Here is a 17,482-nt window from a genome sequence, read left to right as displayed (position 1 = left end):
AGGAGGTTACTGCGGGAACTGGAACAGTTGACGCCATGACCGTTGCGCTGCGCCGGTCGAGAGGCAACCCAAAGTGCTTCCAGAGGTCCCCTGGATGCTGAAAAGGCGCTTTCCAGGCTGAGCACAAGGTGGTTCGTCCTCATCACAACCTGGCGTACCCGGCGTGCATGTCGGGGTGGACGGAGTTGTGCGGTCGTAAAGCAGGCTGTCACGCCCATCTGCCTCGGTTCTGTAACCGCTCACAACCTCGTCACGACTATCCACAACGCCGTCGCCATTGGTGTCAAACACCGGCTCGGTCGGCATTGCACCATTCAGCGGATTGATCAGCAGGTTGAATCCCACACCGCTGTTCACCGCATCACAGGGGTCGGGCGGCTGATCCGAGTACGGTGACATCGTCTCAAAGAGAGCAAATCCTCCAAGGACCATCTGCGGGGTGACCAAGTTACGATGCCCGCCAACGATCGTCAGGGGCAGCGACCACCCACGATGCTGACTCCAATCCAATGTCGTTGAATTGACCAAGTAGAACGTTGCCCCCCCTGCGCCGGCAATGGTCGTGCTGGAGAAGTTCTGCTGAACAATGGACGACGGCAAGGTAATCGGCCCTTGGGCAGCATCATTCGACCAGACCCATCCCCCCCCGGTCCCCTGAATGAGTTGTTGCTTATCCCACAAACCGTAAAGTGATTGGGGCTGAGAAGACGACTCGTCACCCTCTTCGTAAAGCTTGCCTGTTCCGACGAGCACCATGTAACCACCTCGCGGATGGATCACATACTCGGGGGCGGCGACGATGGGCTGCGGGTTATTGGACGCGTCGACCGCCGTGTAGAGCGGTTGCCCACCAAACGCCACACCCCAGGCAGTTGCATTTGTGTTCGACAGGTCGAACTTCCACACGTTTCCTCGGAGGTCTCCCGCGTAGGCACCAACCACGACGCGATTGGCATCGCGGATCAGTCGTACGCCGCCGAGGCCATTGGCCCCACCCACACCCGTGTCAATTCTGCGGATCAGCTGTCCGGTCTGAAGGTTGATGACAAAGAGCTGCGCACGACCGGCCGCGCTGAATGGGCCATTGCCGAACACTGCAGCCCATTGGCCATTCTTCATCAGACCCACCTGTACCGGTGCCATCACGTGCCCAAGTTCGGGGTCAACGGTGCGGTCAAACTCCCACAGCACGTTGCTAGCGCCCATGGCAGTAGGATTAGTGACGTCGAGTGCGAACACCGACGGGGTACCTGCACCAGTGGTACCAACCAGCACATTGCGCCAGGCCCCGCTCCAATAGGCATCACTCTCAGTCAGAGGACCATCAACATAGTAACGGTGCCCGTAAGAATTGGACGCCAGCGCGCTAAGCCCCGGCAAAAGAGCGCGAGGAATAAAGGCAAACACCTCGCGACCTGCCGGCTGAGTGGTCGCGTTCACTCCCGGGGTATCGGCAAAGCCGTGCAGCATCCCAGCGTTACCGCCGATGAAGACAACGCCGTTGCGCTCACGTTTCGCAGCAACGAAGCTGCGGTAGTCGCCCCGCCCAGGGGTTCCGACTGGGAGAAAGTTGTACTGCATATCCACCAGCCCTTTGACAAAGACCGGCTGCGAATTCACGAAGTCGCCCAGACGAGCACTGCGACGGCGATAGGTTGAGCCCTCCTGCGAAGCATCTCCTCGAAGGTAGTTGACGAGAGCCTCGGAGGCACCAGCCCCCATCTCCGCACGCATCGCAGCCGTGAGGCCTGCCCATGTGAATGGCACTGCCCGAGGAGCCTCGTTACGGGTCCCCGCGACGATGTTGCGGCTGCCGTGCGCAGGCAGGGACTGTTCAGCATTCCAAGCTGCGGTTAGTTGCTGGCCGTTTGCGTCGAGGTTGTAGGCCGTCAGGTTGCCGGTCCAATCGCCCGTGCGATAGACGGGCACATACTTGCGATTGCCCGCCTCCAGCGCAGCACCGGCCGTTGCCACACCACCCTCACTCGCTTCTGCATCGTTGATCTCTGCCAAGATGGAAGAAAGTGCGTTGGAGAACTCTACGGGGTCGCGAGCGCTGAGATAACGCCCACGACTGTTCACCGCAGCGTGCCACAAGTCATCGAGGGTCGTCGGACCATCAGCAACAGGTGCAGGCCACCCCAGGGAACCAGCCTGTAAAGCCGGCCAGTCTCCCGGAAAGTTGCGCGTCCCCGTGAGCCCCAGACCCACCGTGAAGTTGACCATATGTTGCCAGAAGGCCGGATTGGTATCCGATGGGCGAATGCGGTTCGGGAGGTCGGGGCGCAGGTCCCTGTTCCAGTAGTACATGGCTACGTCAGCCAGAGTGTTGCTGTGGCCGTCCGAGTATGGTGCCGCCGGGCTGTATGAATAACTCTGATTGCCTGGACCCGTGATCGTCGGACCATTGCTTCCATCCACGTTGCCCCGGGCCGCCGCCGTGCTGGCGGCATCTCCGTTCCAGTAGCCGTCCGTCATCAGGATGTGATAAGAGCGGCGGCACTGCAGGTGAGACGTGGCGGCAACACCGTCGTCAGTCCCTGGCGTATTGCCCCAGGGCCCTCTATTGTCTGCTCGGGAAAAGTACTGTCCCACGTCGTCCATTGCACGGCGCAGAGGTGTGCCGCCATTCGCCGGAGCACTGTGCAGCCAGTTGAAAAAGGCCGTCCTGTCAGCCCCCTGGAAATTACGCACCCCGCGAACAACAGTTCTGGTGCTAACGCCATCCACCACAGTCGCTGGCTGGTTGATCAGCCCGTAGCCCACGCGGAGCTCCGTACCCTGTTCGGAAAAGGAGCGGCTCGTTGCGGCAATCGAAAGGAAAAGCCTGGTGCGGTAGTAAGTAAACCAGTTGGCGAAGTTCTGCAGTTCCTGCTCTCGGGTGCAAGAGCGACCCGTGCCCGACTGCACACAATCAGTACGCCCTGCCCCTCGGGGGATATCTGTTGCAGGCAAGTCAATCGCAATGCGTACACGAGTGAAGTTTGCAGCCGTAGTGAAGTTGCCACCGTTATGCACGTAATACGTCGCCGGCGCGAATCGCTCGCCGGTGATGTTGTGGCAATTCAGCGCAGTACCATTATCAACAGCAGTTGAGTTCGCGGTGCCGTCATTTCTCGACTTGCACCAAAGCTGGCTGGTGGTGTATGTGATCTCTCCTGTGCCATCTTCATTGATCAGGCGAACCGCCCGCCCGTTGTTAACAGCTGTCGTTCGCGCTGCGGCGGTACTGACATCGACTCTGTTGTTGGGATTCGTCCAAGCCGCTCGTGGGTTGGCATTGGGCAGCTGAGAGCCGTCCGAGTTGTACCAGGGTTGGTAACGGATCTCCGGGTTGTAGTAGATCGTGTTGTAGGCTGAAGATCGCATCCGGGCCGACATCAAGTCAGTCCCTGCATTGTTGGCCGCCGCGCGCGTGGTGATAGGTCGGGCCGTGTAACTGCCGCCGGGGTTGTCCCCTGGGTGAAAAACCCACTCCCAACGCTGATTCCCGGTCGGACCAATGCTATCAGGCATGTAGCGCCAAGCCATTGAACCAGAGTCGTCAAGAGTGAACATGACGTTGGGTACCGCGGGCGTTGAAGAACGCGTCAAAAGCGGCAACTGAGCCGGTGTCGCCACGACAGACGTCGCATACGCAAAACCCAGTACCAGTGCAACCCCTTTCAGGGCCGGCAAAATCATATTTAGCGACGCTTTGCAACTGAACTCAGTGCTCATGACACGCTTCCCTTCAAAAACGCTCCGGGCTTTCTAGAGGCAGAGATCTCAAAACTGACGAATGATGGACTGCAACCAAACCTCAGAGCCTGCGGCTGAGTTACCCCCCACCCGCTGGAAATCAGGGCTGAATCCACGCGCGGTGACCTGATAGGCAAGCTCAGGGCGAGGCTTGTCGCTGAGAGAAGGAAACTCCACTCTTTCAACAATGCATTGAGGTGGCGTAACGTAGTTCACTTCTCCGCCCAGCACAGCTGCGGGCACCGTGTTAGCCATGACGGCCCAGTTGGCCGCGTTGTTCCAACGATCAGCTTCGTCAAAATTCACCACGGGCTGAACCTGGAAACCGGGCGGCACCGGCTGCGCCAGCGCCTGCTGTTCGCACCAGCGCAAGGCCAGTTCCGCAGCCTGCATCGCCGTGTTCTGAGCTCGCATGTTGTGGCTCACGAGGTCACTGAACAAGGCAGAGCGAATCGCCACCGCAGAGCTAACCCCGATCACTACCAGCAAGATCAGGGCTACCACCAGAACGACGCCCCGGTTCTGTGAACGATTCGCGCCAAGCTGTCTGCGCACGATCAACGGACGTGATAAGGAATTCATGCGTCGCATCTCCATCACGGAGCCACCGTGATCCGGTTGCGCAGGCTGACGGTGGTGGACATGGCCCGGCGGATGCGACGGTCCGCCGCACCTTCGACATCGCCCTCGCAGTTCTGAAAGGACATCGGTTCGTCTGCAGCGTTATCAGCAGAACGCATCAGCAAGCAGACCCGTACGCTCGTCACATGGCACCAAGGATCAGGCTGCTCTCCCGAACTGACGCTGCAACGCGCCGGGAGCGGATTCGGTGCGGGAAAGGCCGCCTCAAGCTGCTCGGCGGTGAGGTAACGCACCGTCGAACCTTCCCAGGCTGCGTTATCAAGAGCGTCGCGGGTAGGAGCCATAACGCCGTAAAGCACCTGCATGTCCTCGACGTTGTCCACAAGAACCTGTGGCGCTGCGCCCCCACTGCCCCTGCAATAGAGGGCTGGATTGCCAGTTTGCGGGTTGTCTCGAATGAAGAATCGGTTGTCAACCAAAATAAAAGGAGGCTCTCCAGGCAAAGCAGATGGCGTCAACACATTCAGCTGTGTACCGAGACAGTCGGTAGGGTTGCCGCCAGCCGGTACTGTGTTAAAAATGTCACCTTCATAGCGAATGCTTAGGGCGTGTGCTGTGCCACCGCCGCATGTCAGCGCATCGAAGTTCGCTGCAACGTCAGTAAAACCGTCGGAGCACCCTTTCAACGGAGCACCGTCGAACCGAGCAGCAAGGGGGGCCGTCGGCTCCGGATTGATCCTGGGGGCGGCAAATCCGGCCATGCGCAGCTGACCGGCAATCAAGTTGAGCGCCACCTGCCCTTCCTCAGCCAACTGAGCCTGAGCGTCCTGCTTGCGCCCGGTCATACCCGTCCCAGAAACTGTTACCAGCACAGCACCGAGGACCACCACCCCTATCGCAAGGGAAACAAGGATCTCGATCAGTGAGCGCCCCGCTGCGGGGCGATGAATAATCCCACGCTTCATAGAACGACCCTCAGCGGCAAGCACTGCGGCGCAGGATTGGCGGCGCCAACGCCGTCGGGACAAGGTACCCCACCCAATGCCCCGGCGTCGGCGGTCTCCGGATCCATCCACAGCACCCAGACCGTCAACGCCACCACATCGGCAACGCCGACATCTCGCGTCACGAATAACCCCCCGCCGGGCAAAGCGAGGCGCAATGTGTTCCTCATCTCTGCCAAGTCAATAGCAGCAATCTCCGCAGGGGTGCATCGGGTGGCATCCGCACAGGCCGGCACGGCGACAGCTGGTGGTGTCGCGTTGTAGGGGTCCATGAAGACATACTGAGCAGCCCCCCCACTGTTCGCACGCATCCGGTCCGAAAGGTCATAGGCCAGCTGTGTCGCGACACCTCGAAACTGAGACATCTTTCCGTACTTGAACGACATGGCGTGCAGCCCTGCCATGGCCAGCATCCCAAACGACAGCAGCAGAATGGCAACCAGCACCTCCAAGAGACCCGCCCCCCGCTGACGACGAAGAACCGAACCCGACTTCAGTTCGCGCATACAAGCCCCTCTGCAAGGCGGGTGGCCCCCGTGAAGTTGGTACACATCATCTTGCTCAATCTCTCGTAGTTCGGATCCCCCTCCGGAATGTTGGGCCTGAGGAGAAAACTACCCGCCACTCCAGGAGCAATACCGCTAGGCAAAAACGTCAAGAAAGCCGATCCGGCGCGCGTGATGCCCCCACTGTTCCCGTAGCCTTGCTGAACACGAATCACAACATCGCCATCGTCGACCTGCCCGCGGGTCTCACGGTCAACAAACACCAGCCAACCTGAGGACCAATCGCCCCCGTTTGAACAGGTCGGTTGGGCCGCGTTCGCGTCCCCCGTGCGACATACCGTCACAGGAATACCGCGCTTGATGGCTTCAGTCCTCGCTAGCCGCAAAGCACTTGCCAAGTCACTCACATGAGCGCTAACGGCCCGGTTTGCCGTGAAACTGCGGAAACTGGGAACGCCCACAGCCACGAGGATCGCTGCCAAGGCAATCACAACCAGGGCCTCGATCAGGGTGAATCCGGAAGAGGGAGTGGGTCTCATGGCGGCCTTTTCTCTTTGGTTGCACTGTAGCGGTGTGATGGAAGGCGCCACAATGGCGACTCGACAATAGGCTCAGACGGACCGACGAATGGCGAGTGCCCCCTTACCTGCCCCCACTCCTCGTGCATCAGTTCACGAACTGAATGCCCGCTGGGGCACTAATGTCGACCTGGCAGGAATGCGCGAAGCCTTGTCCCTGGCCACCCAAGCCCAGTGGCTGTGCCCCCCCAACCCCGCCGTTGGCTGCGTCATCGTCCTGCCCGACGGGGGCGTGATCAGCGCTCACACCCAGGCCACCGGGCAGGCACACGCCGAGGCTCAGGCGCTCCGGATGCTCGCGGCTCAGGGGCAATCGGCCCGGGGCGCCACGGTCTATGTCACGCTGGAGCCTTGTTCCCACCATGGGCGCACGCCGCCCTGCGCCGATGCCCTGGTGCGCGAGGGGGTCGCCCGGGTCGTGGTGGCAGTCGAGGATCCGAACCCGCTGGTGGCGGGACAGGGCATCGAGCGGCTGCGCGCGGCGGGCATCCAGGTGGACGTGGGCCTGCTGGCTGACGAAGCACGGGAGATCAACCTGGGCTTCTTTTCGCGCATGCAGCGCGGTCAGCCCTGGGTACGCCTGAAGGTGGCGGCCTCGCTGGACGGGCGCACCGCCCTGGACGACGGGCGCAGCCAGTGGATCACCAGCCCGGCCGCCAGGGCCGACGGCCATGCCTGGCGGGCCCGGGCCGGGGCGGTGCTCACCGGCATCGGAACGGTGCTGGATGACAACCCGCGACTGGATGTGCGCGAGGTGGACACGCCGCGCCAGCCCTTGCGCGTGATCGTCGATTCGCGGCTGGAAACACCCCCTTCGGCGCGCATCCTGCCGCCCCCGGGCGACGTTCTGGTCTATCACGCGGAAGATCACCCGGCCCGCCGCGCGGCCCTGGAAGCCGTGGGGGCTGAACTGGTCTGCCTGCCGGGCGCGGGCGGCAAGGTGGACCTGGGCGCGATGCTCGCCGACCTGGCCCGGCGCGGGGTCAACGAATTGCATGTGGAAGCCGGGCACAAGCTCAACGGCTCCTTCGTGCGCGAAGACCGGGTCGACGAGTACTTGATCTATCTGGCGCCCAAGCTCATCGGGCAGGGGCGGGAGATGATGCGCTTCGGGCCGCTCGACGGGCTCGACGACGCGCCAGCGCTGGAGTTTCTCGACGTGCAGCGGGTGGGCCCGGACCTGCGGCTGCGTGCCCGCCCGCCAGGGCGGGACCGCTTCTAGCCCCGGGCGCCGGCAGGGTCCAAGCCACCCTGCGACAATCACACCCATGTTCACCGGCATCATCAGCGGTCAGGGCCGCATCCTCGAGGTCACGCCCCTGGGCGACAGCGCCGCCCACGGCAAACGCCTGCTCATCGAAGCTCCCACCGGTTACCTGGACGACGTACAACTCGGCGACAGCATCGCCCTCAACGGTGCCTGCATGACGGTCACGAGCATCGATCCGGGCGCGGCGCAGTTCACGATCGACATCTCGGCCGAGAGCCTGGCCAAGACGGCCGGACTGGACACCCCGGGCTGGGTCAACCTGGAGAAAGCCTTGCGTGCCAACGACCGCCTGGGCGGCCACCTGGTGAGCGGTCACGTGGATGGTCTGGGCACGGTCACGCACTTCGTGCGCGTGGGCGAATCCTGGGAGCTGCGCCTCCTTGCACCGGCCGAACTGGCCCGCTTCCTGGCCTACAAGGGCTCGGTCACGGTCAATGGCGTGAGCCTCACCGTCAACCGGGTTCACGATCGCCCCGAGGGCGCCGAGATCAGCATCAACCTCATCCCGCACACCGTGGAGCACACCACGCTCGGGAGGCTCTCTCCCGGTGCGAGGGTGAATCTCGAGATCGACCTGATCGCCCGCTACGTCGAGCGCATGCTGGCCGCCGGCCAGCCGGCCAGGGGCTGAGCGCCGCCACCTACAATCCCGCTCCTATGCCGATTTCCCCCATCCCTGAGCTCATCGCCGAGCTGGCCGCCGGCCGCATGGTCATCCTCGTCGACGAGGAAGACCGCGAGAACGAGGGTGACCTCGTGCTGGCCGCCGACCATGTCACGCCCGAGGCCATCAACTTCATGGCCAAGTACGGGCGCGGCCTGATCTGTCTGACGCTCACCCGCGAACGCTGCGAGCGCCTGCAGCTGCCGCCCATGGCCACGCGCAACGGCACCAAACATGGCACGGCCTTCACCGTCTCCATCGAGGCGGCCACGGGCGTGACCACCGGCATCTCGGCGGCCGACCGCGCCCGCACCGTCCAGGTGGCGGTGGCGCGCGATGCCAAGCCGACCGACCTGGTGCAGCCCGGGCACATCTTTCCGCTCCAGGCCCAGGACGGTGGGGTGCTGATGCGCGCCGGCCACACCGAGGCTGGCTGCGACCTGGCAGGCATGGCCGGGCTGACCCCGGCGGCGGTGATCTGCGAGATCATGAACGACGACGGCAGCATGGCCCGCCTGCCTGATCTGGAAGTGTTTGCTCAGACCCATGGGCTCAAGATCGGCACCATTGCCGATCTGATCGAATACCGCAGCCGCAACGAGTCGCTGATCGAACGACTGGGCCAGCGCCCCTTGAACACGCCTCAGGGCAGTTTCGAGTGCACCGCCTACCGCGACCGCTCCGGCGCACTGCACCTGGCGCTGGTGAAAGGCCGCTGGTCGCCCACCGACGAGGTGATGGTGCGGGTGCATGAACCGCTGTCGGTGCTGGATCTGCTGGATGTGGGGGAATCCTCGCACTCCTGGCCTCTGGGCAAGGCCCTGGCGCGATTGCAGCAGGAAGACCATGCGGTGGCCGTGCTGCTCAACTGCGGCGAAGGCACCGATGAACTGCTGCGTCACCTGGCACCGGGCGAGGCCACCCCACCCGCGCGCTCGCCCGCCCAGATGGACCTGCGCACCTATGGTGTGGGTGCTCAGATCCTGCGCGACCTGCAGGTGACCAAGATGAAGCTGCTGGGCAGCCCGCGGCGCATGCCCAGCATGGTCGGTTACGGCCTGGAAGTCACAGCGTTCATCGGCCCGGACCAATGACAGAACAACGATCAAGGAAGGCAAACCATGCAAGGCGCTGACAAGGGCCAGGCGGCCCGCCTCGACGGCGAGGACCTGCGCATCGGCATCGTGCAGGCCCGCTTCAACGAGACCCTGACGAACGCGCTGGCCCAGGCCTGCCGGGCCGAGCTGGCGGCCCTGGGCGTGGCCGAGAAGCACATCCAGCATGTGAGCGTGCCCGGTGCGCTGGAGGTGCCGGTGGCCTTGCAGGCCCTGGCCGAGAGCGAGCGCTTCGACGCCCTGATCGCCCTGGGCTGCATCATCCGTGGCGAGACCTATCACTTCGAACTCGTGGCCAATGAAAGCGGGGCCGGCGTCACGCGTGTCTCGCTGGACTACGAACTGCCCATCGCCAACGCCATCCTCACCGTGGAAAACGAAGCCCAGGCCTGGGCCCGTGCCGAGGAGAAGGGGCGCGATGCCGCCCGTGTGGCCGTGGAGATGGCCAATCTGCTGGAAGACCTGTCGTGACCGCACCCTCCCCCAAGCCCCGCCGCGCGCCGGCCAAGTCGGCACGCCGCCGCGCTCGCGAGTTCGCGCTGCAGGGGCTCTATGAATGGTTGATCTCGGGCAGCGATGCCGGCGTGATCGACGCCCACGTGCGTGAACAGGACGGCTTTGCCAAGTGCGACACGGCGCACTTCGACGCCCTGCTGCACGGTTGCATCAACGAAGCGGCCGACCTGGACGCCGTCCTGGCACGCCATGTGGACCGCAAGACCAGCGAGCTGTCGCCGGTGGAGCATGCCGTGCTGATGATCGGCAGCTACGAACTGCGCCATTGCATCGACGTGCCCTACAAGGTGGCCATCAACGAAGCCGTCGAGCTGGCCAAGAGCTTCGGCGGAACCGATGGCCACAAGTACGTGAACGGCGTGCTCGACAAGGCCGCCGCCGACCTGCGACCGGCCGAGGTGGAAGCCGCCCGCAGTGCGCGGGGTTGAGAGGGCCGTCGCATGAAGTTTGCCTCGCGCACGGCTCGCATCGAGCCTTTCTACGTGATGGAGTGCGCCAAGGCAGCCGCCGAACTGGCCCGCAGCCCAGCCTGCCGCAACGAGCCGATGATCTACCTGAACATCGGCGAACCCGACTTCACCGCCCCACCGCTGGTGCGCGAGGCAGCCGAGCGCTGCCTGCGCGACGGGCGCACGCAGTACACCGATGCCCTGGGCCTGCTGCCGCTGCGCGAGCGGATCAGCGCCTGGTATGCGCAGCGCTTCGGCGTGGACGTGCCGGCCCGGCGCATCGTGCTCACCGCCGGCGCCTCCGGCGCCTTGCAGCTCGCCTGTCTGGCCCTGGTAGAACCTGGCGACGAGATCCTGATGCCCGACCCGAGCTACCCCTGCAACCGGCACTTCGTGTCGGCCGCCGAGGGCCGGGCCGTGATGCTGCCCAGCGGTCCCGAACAACGCTTCCAGCTCAGCGCCACTGCCGTCGCCCAGGCCTGGACGGAACGCACCCGCGGCGTCTTGCTGGCCTCACCGTCGAACCCGACGGGCACCTCCATTGCCCCGGACGAGATGAAGCGCATCGTCGAGCAGGTGCGCGCGCGCGGTGGGGCCACCATCGTCGATGAGATCTACCTCGGCCTGAGCTACGACGAGGCCTTCGGCGTGAGCGCCCTCACGCAAGGCGATGACATCGTCACGATCAACAGCTTCTCGAAGTATTTCAACATGACCGGCTGGCGCCTGGGCTGGATGGTGGTGCCCGAGTCGATGGTGGCCGTGGTGGAGAAGCTGGCGCAAAATCTCTACATCTGCCCGTCCACCGTCGCGCAGCATGCAGCCCTGGCCTGCTTCGAGCGCGAGAGCCTGGCCGAGTACGAGCGACGCCGCGCAGAGTTCCGGGCCCGGCGCGACTTCCTGGTGCCGGCACTGAACCGCCTGGGCCTGACGGTGCCGGTGATGCCCGACGGTGCGTTCTATGCCTGGGCGGATTGCTCCACCTTTGCCCCGGACAGCTGGGACTATGCCTTCGATCTGATGCGCCGCGCCCACCTGGCCATCACACCGGGTCGGGATTTCGGTCAGGCCGACACGAAGCGCTACCTGCGCCTGTCCTATGCCACGGCCTTACCCCAGCTCGAAGAGGCAGTGACCCGGCTGCGGCGGTGTCTCTGACACACAATTTACGCCTCGAAGCCCCCTGGAGCGGGCATTTCTCACACAGCGGCCCGCCTGTGCCGACCCGCCATCGTCTAAGCTGCGTCCGTGGAATTCCAGAAGACGATCTTTGCGCTGACCCCGGAGCAGGCTCGCGCGCAGTTGGCGCGCGACGGCCAGGATTCCTCGCACCATTTCGACACGACCCAGCAGCACGACACGGCCAACGGCTCGCTGTTCGGCGACCTGGGTGAGCGCACCGCCGACCCGCCGAACCGCCGCGGTGCGCCGGTCTCCATCCCTCCTGACGAGCTCCCCACCATCGGGCACATCGGACGGTATGCCCTCAAGTACCGCCTGGGCGAAGGCGGACTCGGCGCTGTCTATGCCGCCCAGGACCCGCTGCTGTCTCGGCTGGTGGCCATCAAGACCCTGGGCGCCGAGATGGCGCCGGAGGCTCGCGAGCGCTTCAACAGCCTCTTCCTGAACGAAGCCCGCGCGGTGGCGAGCCTCAACCATCCGCACATCGTCACGGTCTTCGATGCCGGCACCAGCCCGCAGGGCGCCTACATCGCAATGGAGCTGCTCAAGGGCAAGGACCTGCGCCAGCTCATCAAGGAAGGCTGGCGACCCAAGCCCGTGGAGGCCGCCCAGATCGTACGCCGCGCCGCAGATGCCCTGGCCTATGCGCATGCCAAGGGCATCATCCACCGCGACGTGAAGCCCGCGAACATCTTCATGACCGGTCGCACCCAGCCCAAGGTGCTCGACTTCGGCATCGCCCGCGTGGCCAGCCAGCAGGAATCGGGCACCGAGGACGACTTCGCCGCGGGGTCGCCCTACTACATGGCGCCGGAACAGGTGCGCCATGACCCGGTGGACCGGCGCTGCGACGTCTATTCGCTGGGCGTGGTCCTCTACGAACTCCTCACCGGTGTGCGCCCTTTCCAGGGTGCCACGCTCTCCCAGATCGCTGAGTCGGTGCTGACGCACCAACCGCCGCTCATCCACGAGCTGAACCCCAGCGTGCCTCAGGCCCTCTCACTGATCGCTGCGCGGGCCATGGAAAAGGATCCCGACAACCGCTACCGGTCGGCGCGTGCGCTGTCACGGGAGTTGCGCCACTGGATTGAAGAGCAGGAAGACGCCGAGGAAGACGAAAGTGCCTTGACCGCCCATCAGGGTAGCCGCCGGCTGCACCGACTGGGCATGGGCTTGGGTGGGGTGGCCGTGCTGGCGGCCGTGACCTGGGCCGTCGTAAGCTGGTGGGGCAGCGATCCGGGATCCGCGGCCCCGGTCGTCGCGGTCGCCGAGTCTCCTCCTCCGGCACCCTTGCCTGTGGTGCAAGCCGTCCCTGCGGATGCGGCCGGTGCCCCCGCAGAGGTGGCCGTCCCGACATCATCCGGCTTGACGGCCTCTCCCACCGAAGCAGCGTCTCGCGGGCTTGTTGTTCAGGAGGCGGTACCGGCCGATCCGGCCCCTGCGCCGACGCCCGCGCCCGCGCCCGAGGGGGTGGCTCGCGAGCGCCGTGCCACACCGCCTGCAGCCCCCGTGCGGCCGGCGCCACGCAGCGCGGTAGCCGCTGCCGGCGCCACGCTGGCCACTGGGGAAGTGGTGCTGGCCATCAGCCCTTGGGGGCAGGTGGAAGTCAACGGCGCCCCGGCGGGCATTGCCCCACCGCTCAACCGGCTGACCTTGACCGAGGGCCGCCACACCATCACCATCCGCAACGATGAATTCCCGCCGCACCGCGTGACCATCACCGTCACGCCGGGTCAACCTGTGACTGTCAGACACAAGTTCGGATCATGAAACTTCCCTTGTTGGCACTTGGCCTGCTGGCGCTGGTGGGTTGCGCCCAGATGCCCGTCCAGGCACCCGCCCCGGTCGTGGGCATCACCGAATTGGCCTCACGTCCGGCCGAGGGCGCCCTGCTTGCCGGCTTGCGCGCCTACGACGATGCGCAATACGCCGAAGCCGAGCGCCGCATCAACCAGGCCCTGCAGGTCGGCCTGTCGTCGCCCAAGGACCAGGCTGCCGCCCACAAGCACCTGGCGTTCATCTACTGCACCACGCAGCGGCAGCCGCAGTGCGAAGCGGCCTTCCGCGCCGCGCGCGCAGCCGATCCGGCCTTCGACCTCACCAAGTCCGAGGCGGGCCATCCGCTGTGGGGGCCGGTCTTCCTCAAGAGCCGGCAGTAGGCCGCCACCACCCTGGCGCCAGCGAGTGCCCACTCGCGCGGCGATAATGTGCGCTTTTGCCGACAGGGCCTCTGACCGGGGGTTGTCGGCACCGTATGTGCTGCCATGGCTGCATCCCCCGCCCTTGCATCCCGCGTCGTCCATCGCCACCCGGTGCGCGTTTACTGGGAAGACACCGATGCCGGCGGCGTGGTGTTCTATGCGAACTACCTGAAGTTCTTCGAGCGCGCCCGTACCGAATGGCTGCGCTCGCTGGGGTACTCGCAAGAAGCAATGCGGCAGAGACAGGGCGTGATGTTCGTGGTGACCCACACGGCAGTTCGCTACCTGCAGCCGGCCCGGCTGGACGACCTGCTCGACGTGACCGTGGCCTTTGCGTCGGCGCGGGCTGCATCGATGGTGATCACCCAGCAGGCGTTACGAGATGGAACCTTGCTGGCCGAAGGTGAGATCAGAATCGGGTGCGTCGATGCGCAGACCTTCCGCCCGCATCGCATCCCCAAGGAATTGCTTCAGGAACTCGAATGAACAACCAGGATCTGTCGATCATCCAGCTCATTCTGGAAGCCAGCCTCATCGTTCAGCTGGTCATGCTGCTGCTGGTCTTTCTCTCCCTGGCCAGCTGGACCGTGATCTTCGGCAAGTTCTTCGGGCTGGGTCGCGTGCGCGGGTTCAACGACGAATTCGAGCGCGAGTTCTGGTCCGGACGCAATCTGAATGATCTCTACAACCTCGCCATGGATAACCCACGCAAGGGGGGGCCCATGGAGCGCATCTTTGCTTCAGGCATGCGCGAGTTCCTGAAACTGCGCGAGCGCCGGGTGAGCGACGCTGGTGCGCTGCTTGATGGCGCACGTCGGGCCATGCGCGCGAGCTTCCAACGCGAGATGGACGCCATCGAGCACCACTTGTCCTTCCTGGCCACGGTGGGGTCGGTGGCCCCCTACATCGGGCTGTTCGGCACGGTCTGGGGGATCATGCACGCCTTCACCGGACTGGCCAACCTGCAGCAGGTGACCTTGGCCACCGTGGCCCCCGGCATCGCAGAGGCACTGGTGGCCACGGCCATCGGCCTGTTCGCCGCGATTCCTGCCGTGATGGCCTACAACCGCTTCTCGCGCCAGATCGACCAGGTGGCCATCCGCATGGAGACCTTCATCGAGGAGTTCTCCAACATCCTGCAGCGCAACGTCGGCCAGCTCGCGCAGGGCGGGCCCACAGGCGCTGCCCACTGAGCGGGAGGCCCTCATGCCTGCTGTCGCTTCGAGATCCGGATCCCGCCGCCGCACCATGAGCGAGATGAACATGGTGCCTTTCATCGACGTGATGCTGGTGCTGCTCATCATCTTCATGGTGAGTGCCCCGCTCATCACCACGGCGGTCGTCGACCTCCCCACGGTGGGCCGTGCCCAGACCGCCCCTCAGCGGGTGGTCGAGGTGGTCGTCGCAGCAGACGAAACCCTGCGGCTGCGCGTGGACGGCAAGGACGGCCCGCGCACCACCCTGCCGCGCCTGGAGCAGGAAGTGCGTGCGGCGATCCAGGGCGTGGACAACGCGCCCATCGTGATCTCGGCCGACCGGGGCGTGCGCTATGAGGCGGTGGTCCATGTGATGTCGCGCTTGCGTGCCGGCGGTTTCGACCGCGTGGGCCTGCTGGTGCGCCAGCAAGGTGGTTGACGCCCGAGAGAGCTGTTGAGCCCATGACCACCTCCCAAGACCGTGACGACCTGTTGCCGCCCTCGCCAGACGCCCGCGGACGCGGGCTGGCGATTGCCCTGGGCATGCACGCGGCCCTGATCGGTGCCCTGGCCCTGGGCGTGAACTGGAAGTCCAGCGCCCCGGAGGCAGTGGAAGCCGAGTTGTGGGCGGCCGTGCCCCAGGCCGCGGCCCCGCCGCCCGCGCCCGCTCCGGCACCGGCCCCAACGCCCCCCGCTCCCCCGCCGGCCCCGGCGCCCGCGCCCGCACCACCGCCGCCCGCCCCAGACCGCGAAGCCGATCTGGCCATTGAGAAGCAGCGCAAGGAGGCCGAGGCCAGGCGCCAGCGCGAGCTGGAAGAAGCCGAGCGCAGGAAGCGCGAGGAGGCCCAGCGCCGCGAGGCCGAGCGCAAGAAGCAGGAAGAGGCCGAGCGGCAAAAGCGTGAGCTGGCCGAAAAGCAGCGACTCGAGCAGCAACGCAAGGTGGAAGCCGAGAAGCGTCGCCAGGAAGAGGAAAAGCGCCTGGCCGAACTGCGCGAGGCCCAGATGCAACGCATCATCAACCAGGCCGGCACGGGCACGCAGGTCACGGGCGCTGCCCAGGGCGGTGCCGCGGGAACGCCCTCGGCCGGCTATGCGGGCAGACTGCGCGCGCGCATCAAGCCCAACATCATCTTCATCGACACCCTCACCACCAATCCGGCGGCCGAGGTGGAGGTCCGCGCTGCCCCGGATGGCACCATCCTGGGCGCGCGGCTTGTCAAGTCCAGCGGCCATCCGGAGTGGGACCAGGCCGTCCTGCGCGCGATCGAGCGCACCGAAACCCTGCCCCGCGATGACAACGGGCGCGTGCCCTCTCCCATCCTCATCACCTTCCGGCCGAAGGATTGACCCCCCTCACTCCGGGGGCCCACCCCTGCCCTGACGGCCCGAACGGCGGCCACGGCGGCGCGTCTGTCACACCCTGTTTCCAAGAGCCCATGGGCAGGGCTCGCTGGGCGAACGCGCCGCGGCCTTGCACACGCTGTGCACCGACACCACCCGCCTGTACCGCCTTCAAGGCCCGGCCGTGGGCGGGCTGCTGGTCGAACGCTTCATCGGCCACGAAGCCTTGAACCAGCCCTACGAATGGCGCGTGCAAGTGCTCGCCACCGATGCCGGGCTGGCGCTGCAGCCCTGGCTGGACACCCGGGTCGATCTGCTCACCGTGGGGGCTGATGGGCGGCTGAGCCGCGTGAGCGGCCTCATCGCCCAGGCCCGGGCCCTGGCCAGCGACGGCGGCTTTGCCCGCTACGAACTCCTGATGGTGCCCTGGCTGTGGCGGCTGCGCTTAGGCGGCCGCCAGCGCGCCTGGCAAGGCAAGAGCATCCGCCAGATCCTCGACGGCGTCTTCACCGCCTACCAGCCGCGCGCCGCCTGGCGCTGGGCCAGCGGCGTGGACGAGCACCTCGAGGCCCTGGGCCACCCCGCCTACCTCAGCCAGGGCCGCGAGAGCGACCTCGACTTCGTGCAACGCCTGCTCGCCCGAGCCGGCCTGGGCCTGCGCTTCGAAGAAGTCGACGGCGACGACGACCCCACCGGCCTGGGCCACCGCGCCGTGCTCTTTGCGCACAGCCCTGACGACGCCGCCTGCCCCCAGCACCCCGACAGCGAACGCTTCGGCGCCATCCGCTACCACCGCGCCGTGGTCTTTGGACAACGCGGCCAGGAGGCGCGCGACACCGTCCAGACCTGCACCGTGCAGGCCCGCCATGGTGCCAGCCGCACCACCACCCTGGCCTGGCACCCCAGCGCCAAGCGCGCCGTGGCCGCCCAGGTGAGCAGCCCCCAGGGCCAAGCCGGCGCCGCCCCGGCCGAAGACTACGACCCGGCCGTGGCCGCCGACACCCCCGACACCACGAGTGCCGCCGCCCGCGCCCGGCTGCTGCGCGAAGCCGCCGAAGGCCTGGCCCTGCGCCACAGCGGCCGCGCCACCGTGCGCGGCACCCGCGCCGGCCAGTGGTGGCGCCTTGCCGAGTTGCC

General features: G+C 65.6%; 18 protein-coding genes. 13 read left to right on the top strand and 5 right to left on the bottom strand.

The features are described 5' to 3' along the window. Window positions 1-6: 6 nt before the first annotated feature. From C1704_RS05330 to C1704_RS05310, 5 genes are read right to left on the bottom strand one after another with little or no spacing between them, the layout of a single operon-like run. Window positions 7-3,720, bottom strand: a complete 3,714-nt coding sequence (locus tag C1704_RS05330; RefSeq protein WP_104301715.1) for a pilus assembly protein — start codon at window positions 3,718-3,720, stop codon at window positions 7-9. A 48-nt stretch (window positions 3,721-3,768) separates the two neighbouring features. Further along, window positions 3,769-4,323 carry a pilus assembly PilX family protein gene (locus C1704_RS05325; RefSeq protein ID WP_146076034.1) on the bottom strand — a complete coding sequence of 185 codons (555 nt, stop codon included), beginning with the start codon at window positions 4,321-4,323 and terminating at the stop codon, window positions 3,769-3,771. Window positions 4,324-4,337: 14 nt separating this feature from the next. Then, window positions 4,338-5,288 carry a PilW family protein gene (locus tag C1704_RS05320; protein ID WP_104301713.1) on the bottom strand — a complete coding sequence of 317 codons (951 nt, stop codon included), beginning with the start codon at window positions 5,286-5,288 and terminating at the stop codon, window positions 4,338-4,340. Next, the gene (gene pilV / locus C1704_RS05315) at window positions 5,285-5,833 is read right to left on the bottom strand and encodes a type IV pilus modification protein PilV (protein WP_104301712.1); all 549 of its coding nucleotides are present in this window, start codon (window positions 5,831-5,833) and stop codon (window positions 5,285-5,287) included. The genes C1704_RS05320 and pilV overlap by 4 nt, the downstream gene beginning before the upstream one ends. Beyond that, window positions 5,821-6,372 (bottom strand): GspH/FimT family pseudopilin, encoded by a 552-nt coding sequence (locus C1704_RS05310; RefSeq protein ID WP_104301987.1) that lies wholly within the window; start codon window positions 6,370-6,372, stop codon window positions 5,821-5,823. Before C1704_RS05310 ends, pilV begins: the two co-directional genes overlap by 13 nt. 178 nt (window positions 6,373-6,550) lie before the next feature. On the opposite strand from C1704_RS05310, the gene ribD reads away from it, so the two are divergent. From ribD to C1704_RS05245, 13 genes are all read left to right on the top strand, one after another. Beyond that, window positions 6,551-7,633 carry a bifunctional diaminohydroxyphosphoribosylaminopyrimidine deaminase/5-amino-6-(5-phosphoribosylamino)uracil reductase RibD gene (gene ribD, locus C1704_RS05305; RefSeq protein ID WP_104301711.1) on the top strand — a complete coding sequence of 361 codons (1,083 nt, stop codon included), beginning with the start codon at window positions 6,551-6,553 and terminating at the stop codon, window positions 7,631-7,633. Between the two features lie 46 nt (window positions 7,634-7,679). Continuing rightward, window positions 7,680-8,312 (top strand): riboflavin synthase, encoded by a 633-nt coding sequence (locus C1704_RS05300; RefSeq protein ID WP_104301710.1) that lies wholly within the window; start codon window positions 7,680-7,682, stop codon window positions 8,310-8,312. Between the two features lie 26 nt (window positions 8,313-8,338). After that, entirely contained in the window at window positions 8,339-9,439 is a 1,101-nt protein-coding gene (gene ribBA, locus C1704_RS05295) for a bifunctional 3,4-dihydroxy-2-butanone-4-phosphate synthase/GTP cyclohydrolase II (RefSeq protein WP_104301709.1), read from the top strand. A 27-nt stretch (window positions 9,440-9,466) separates the two neighbouring features. Continuing rightward, a complete protein-coding gene (gene ribH / locus C1704_RS05290) occupies window positions 9,467-9,931 on the top strand; it encodes a 6,7-dimethyl-8-ribityllumazine synthase (RefSeq protein ID WP_104301708.1) in 465 nt (154 codons plus the stop codon). Further along, a complete protein-coding gene (gene nusB / locus C1704_RS05285) occupies window positions 9,928-10,404 on the top strand; it encodes a transcription antitermination factor NusB (RefSeq protein ID WP_104301707.1) in 477 nt (158 codons plus the stop codon). Before ribH ends, nusB begins: the two co-directional genes overlap by 4 nt. Before the next feature lie 12 nt (window positions 10,405-10,416). Beyond that, window positions 10,417-11,583 (top strand): pyridoxal phosphate-dependent aminotransferase, encoded by a 1,167-nt coding sequence (locus C1704_RS05280; RefSeq protein ID WP_104301706.1) that lies wholly within the window; start codon window positions 10,417-10,419, stop codon window positions 11,581-11,583. A gap of 90 nt (window positions 11,584-11,673) precedes the next feature. Next, window positions 11,674-13,377: a serine/threonine-protein kinase gene (locus tag C1704_RS05275; RefSeq protein WP_104301705.1), complete on the top strand. Its 1,704-nt coding sequence runs from the start codon at window positions 11,674-11,676 to the stop codon at window positions 13,375-13,377. Further along, window positions 13,374-13,766 carry a TssQ family T6SS-associated lipoprotein gene (locus tag C1704_RS05270; protein WP_104301704.1) on the top strand — a complete coding sequence of 131 codons (393 nt, stop codon included), beginning with the start codon at window positions 13,374-13,376 and terminating at the stop codon, window positions 13,764-13,766. The genes C1704_RS05275 and C1704_RS05270 overlap by 4 nt, the downstream gene beginning before the upstream one ends. 105 nt (window positions 13,767-13,871) lie before the next feature. After that, on the top strand, window positions 13,872-14,294 hold the full coding sequence (gene ybgC / locus C1704_RS05265) for a tol-pal system-associated acyl-CoA thioesterase (protein ID WP_104301703.1): 423 nt from the start codon (window positions 13,872-13,874) through the stop codon (window positions 14,292-14,294). Further along, complete coding sequence (gene tolQ / locus C1704_RS05260) at window positions 14,291-15,001, top strand: protein TolQ (RefSeq protein WP_104301702.1); 711 nt, start codon at window positions 14,291-14,293, stop codon at window positions 14,999-15,001. Before ybgC ends, tolQ begins: the two co-directional genes overlap by 4 nt. A gap of 13 nt (window positions 15,002-15,014) precedes the next feature. Next, window positions 15,015-15,443 carry a biopolymer transporter ExbD gene (locus C1704_RS05255; RefSeq protein WP_104301701.1) on the top strand — a complete coding sequence of 143 codons (429 nt, stop codon included), beginning with the start codon at window positions 15,015-15,017 and terminating at the stop codon, window positions 15,441-15,443. Window positions 15,444-15,466: 23 nt separating this feature from the next. Next, the gene (gene tolA / locus C1704_RS05250; RefSeq protein WP_104301700.1) at window positions 15,467-16,351 is read left to right on the top strand and encodes a cell envelope integrity protein TolA; all 885 of its coding nucleotides are present in this window, start codon (window positions 15,467-15,469) and stop codon (window positions 16,349-16,351) included. 124 nt (window positions 16,352-16,475) lie between these two features. Further along, on the top strand, window positions 16,476-17,482 hold a 1,007-nt coding region (locus C1704_RS05245), incomplete at its 3' end, for a type VI secretion system Vgr family protein (protein WP_211286863.1).

This window comes from Caldimonas caldifontis (assembly GCF_002930615.1).
Classification (GTDB): domain Bacteria; phylum Pseudomonadota; class Gammaproteobacteria; order Burkholderiales; family Burkholderiaceae_C; genus Caldimonas; species Caldimonas caldifontis.
Note: the sequence above shows the minus strand (reverse complement) of the source record. Positions and strands in the feature narration are given on the sequence as shown.

Bases quoted from the DNA above. Each gene is read 5' to 3' on its own strand.
- C1704_RS05300 (WP_104301710.1), top strand. From the start codon at position 7,680: ATGTTCACCGGCATCATCAGCGGTCAGGGCCGCATCCTCGAGGTCACG.
- C1704_RS05255 (WP_104301701.1), top strand. From the start codon at position 15,015: ATGCCTGCTGTCGCTTCGAGATCCGGATCCCGCCGCCGCACCATGAGC.
- C1704_RS05270 (WP_104301704.1), top strand. From the start codon at position 13,374: ATGAAACTTCCCTTGTTGGCACTTGGCCTGCTGGCGCTGGTGGGTTGC.
- C1704_RS05330 (WP_104301715.1), bottom strand. From the start codon at position 3,720: ATGAGCACTGAGTTCAGTTGCAAAGCGTCGCTAAATATGATTTTGCCG.
- tolQ (WP_104301702.1), top strand. From the start codon at position 14,291: ATGAACAACCAGGATCTGTCGATCATCCAGCTCATTCTGGAAGCCAGC.
- tolA (WP_104301700.1), top strand. From the start codon at position 15,467: ATGACCACCTCCCAAGACCGTGACGACCTGTTGCCGCCCTCGCCAGAC.
- C1704_RS05325 (WP_146076034.1), bottom strand. From the start codon at position 4,323: ATGAATTCCTTATCACGTCCGTTGATCGTGCGCAGACAGCTTGGCGCG.
- C1704_RS05310 (WP_104301987.1), bottom strand. From the start codon at position 6,372: ATGAGACCCACTCCCTCTTCCGGATTCACCCTGATCGAGGCCCTGGTT.
- pilV (WP_104301712.1), bottom strand. From the start codon at position 5,833: ATGCGCGAACTGAAGTCGGGTTCGGTTCTTCGTCGTCAGCGGGGGGCG.
- C1704_RS05280 (WP_104301706.1), top strand. From the start codon at position 10,417: ATGAAGTTTGCCTCGCGCACGGCTCGCATCGAGCCTTTCTACGTGATG.
- C1704_RS05320 (WP_104301713.1), bottom strand. From the start codon at position 5,288: ATGAAGCGTGGGATTATTCATCGCCCCGCAGCGGGGCGCTCACTGATC.
- ribH (WP_104301708.1), top strand. From the start codon at position 9,467: ATGCAAGGCGCTGACAAGGGCCAGGCGGCCCGCCTCGACGGCGAGGAC.
- ybgC (WP_104301703.1), top strand. From the start codon at position 13,872: ATGGCTGCATCCCCCGCCCTTGCATCCCGCGTCGTCCATCGCCACCCG.
- ribBA (WP_104301709.1), top strand. From the start codon at position 8,339: ATGCCGATTTCCCCCATCCCTGAGCTCATCGCCGAGCTGGCCGCCGGC.
- ribD (WP_104301711.1), top strand. From the start codon at position 6,551: ATGCGCGAAGCCTTGTCCCTGGCCACCCAAGCCCAGTGGCTGTGCCCC.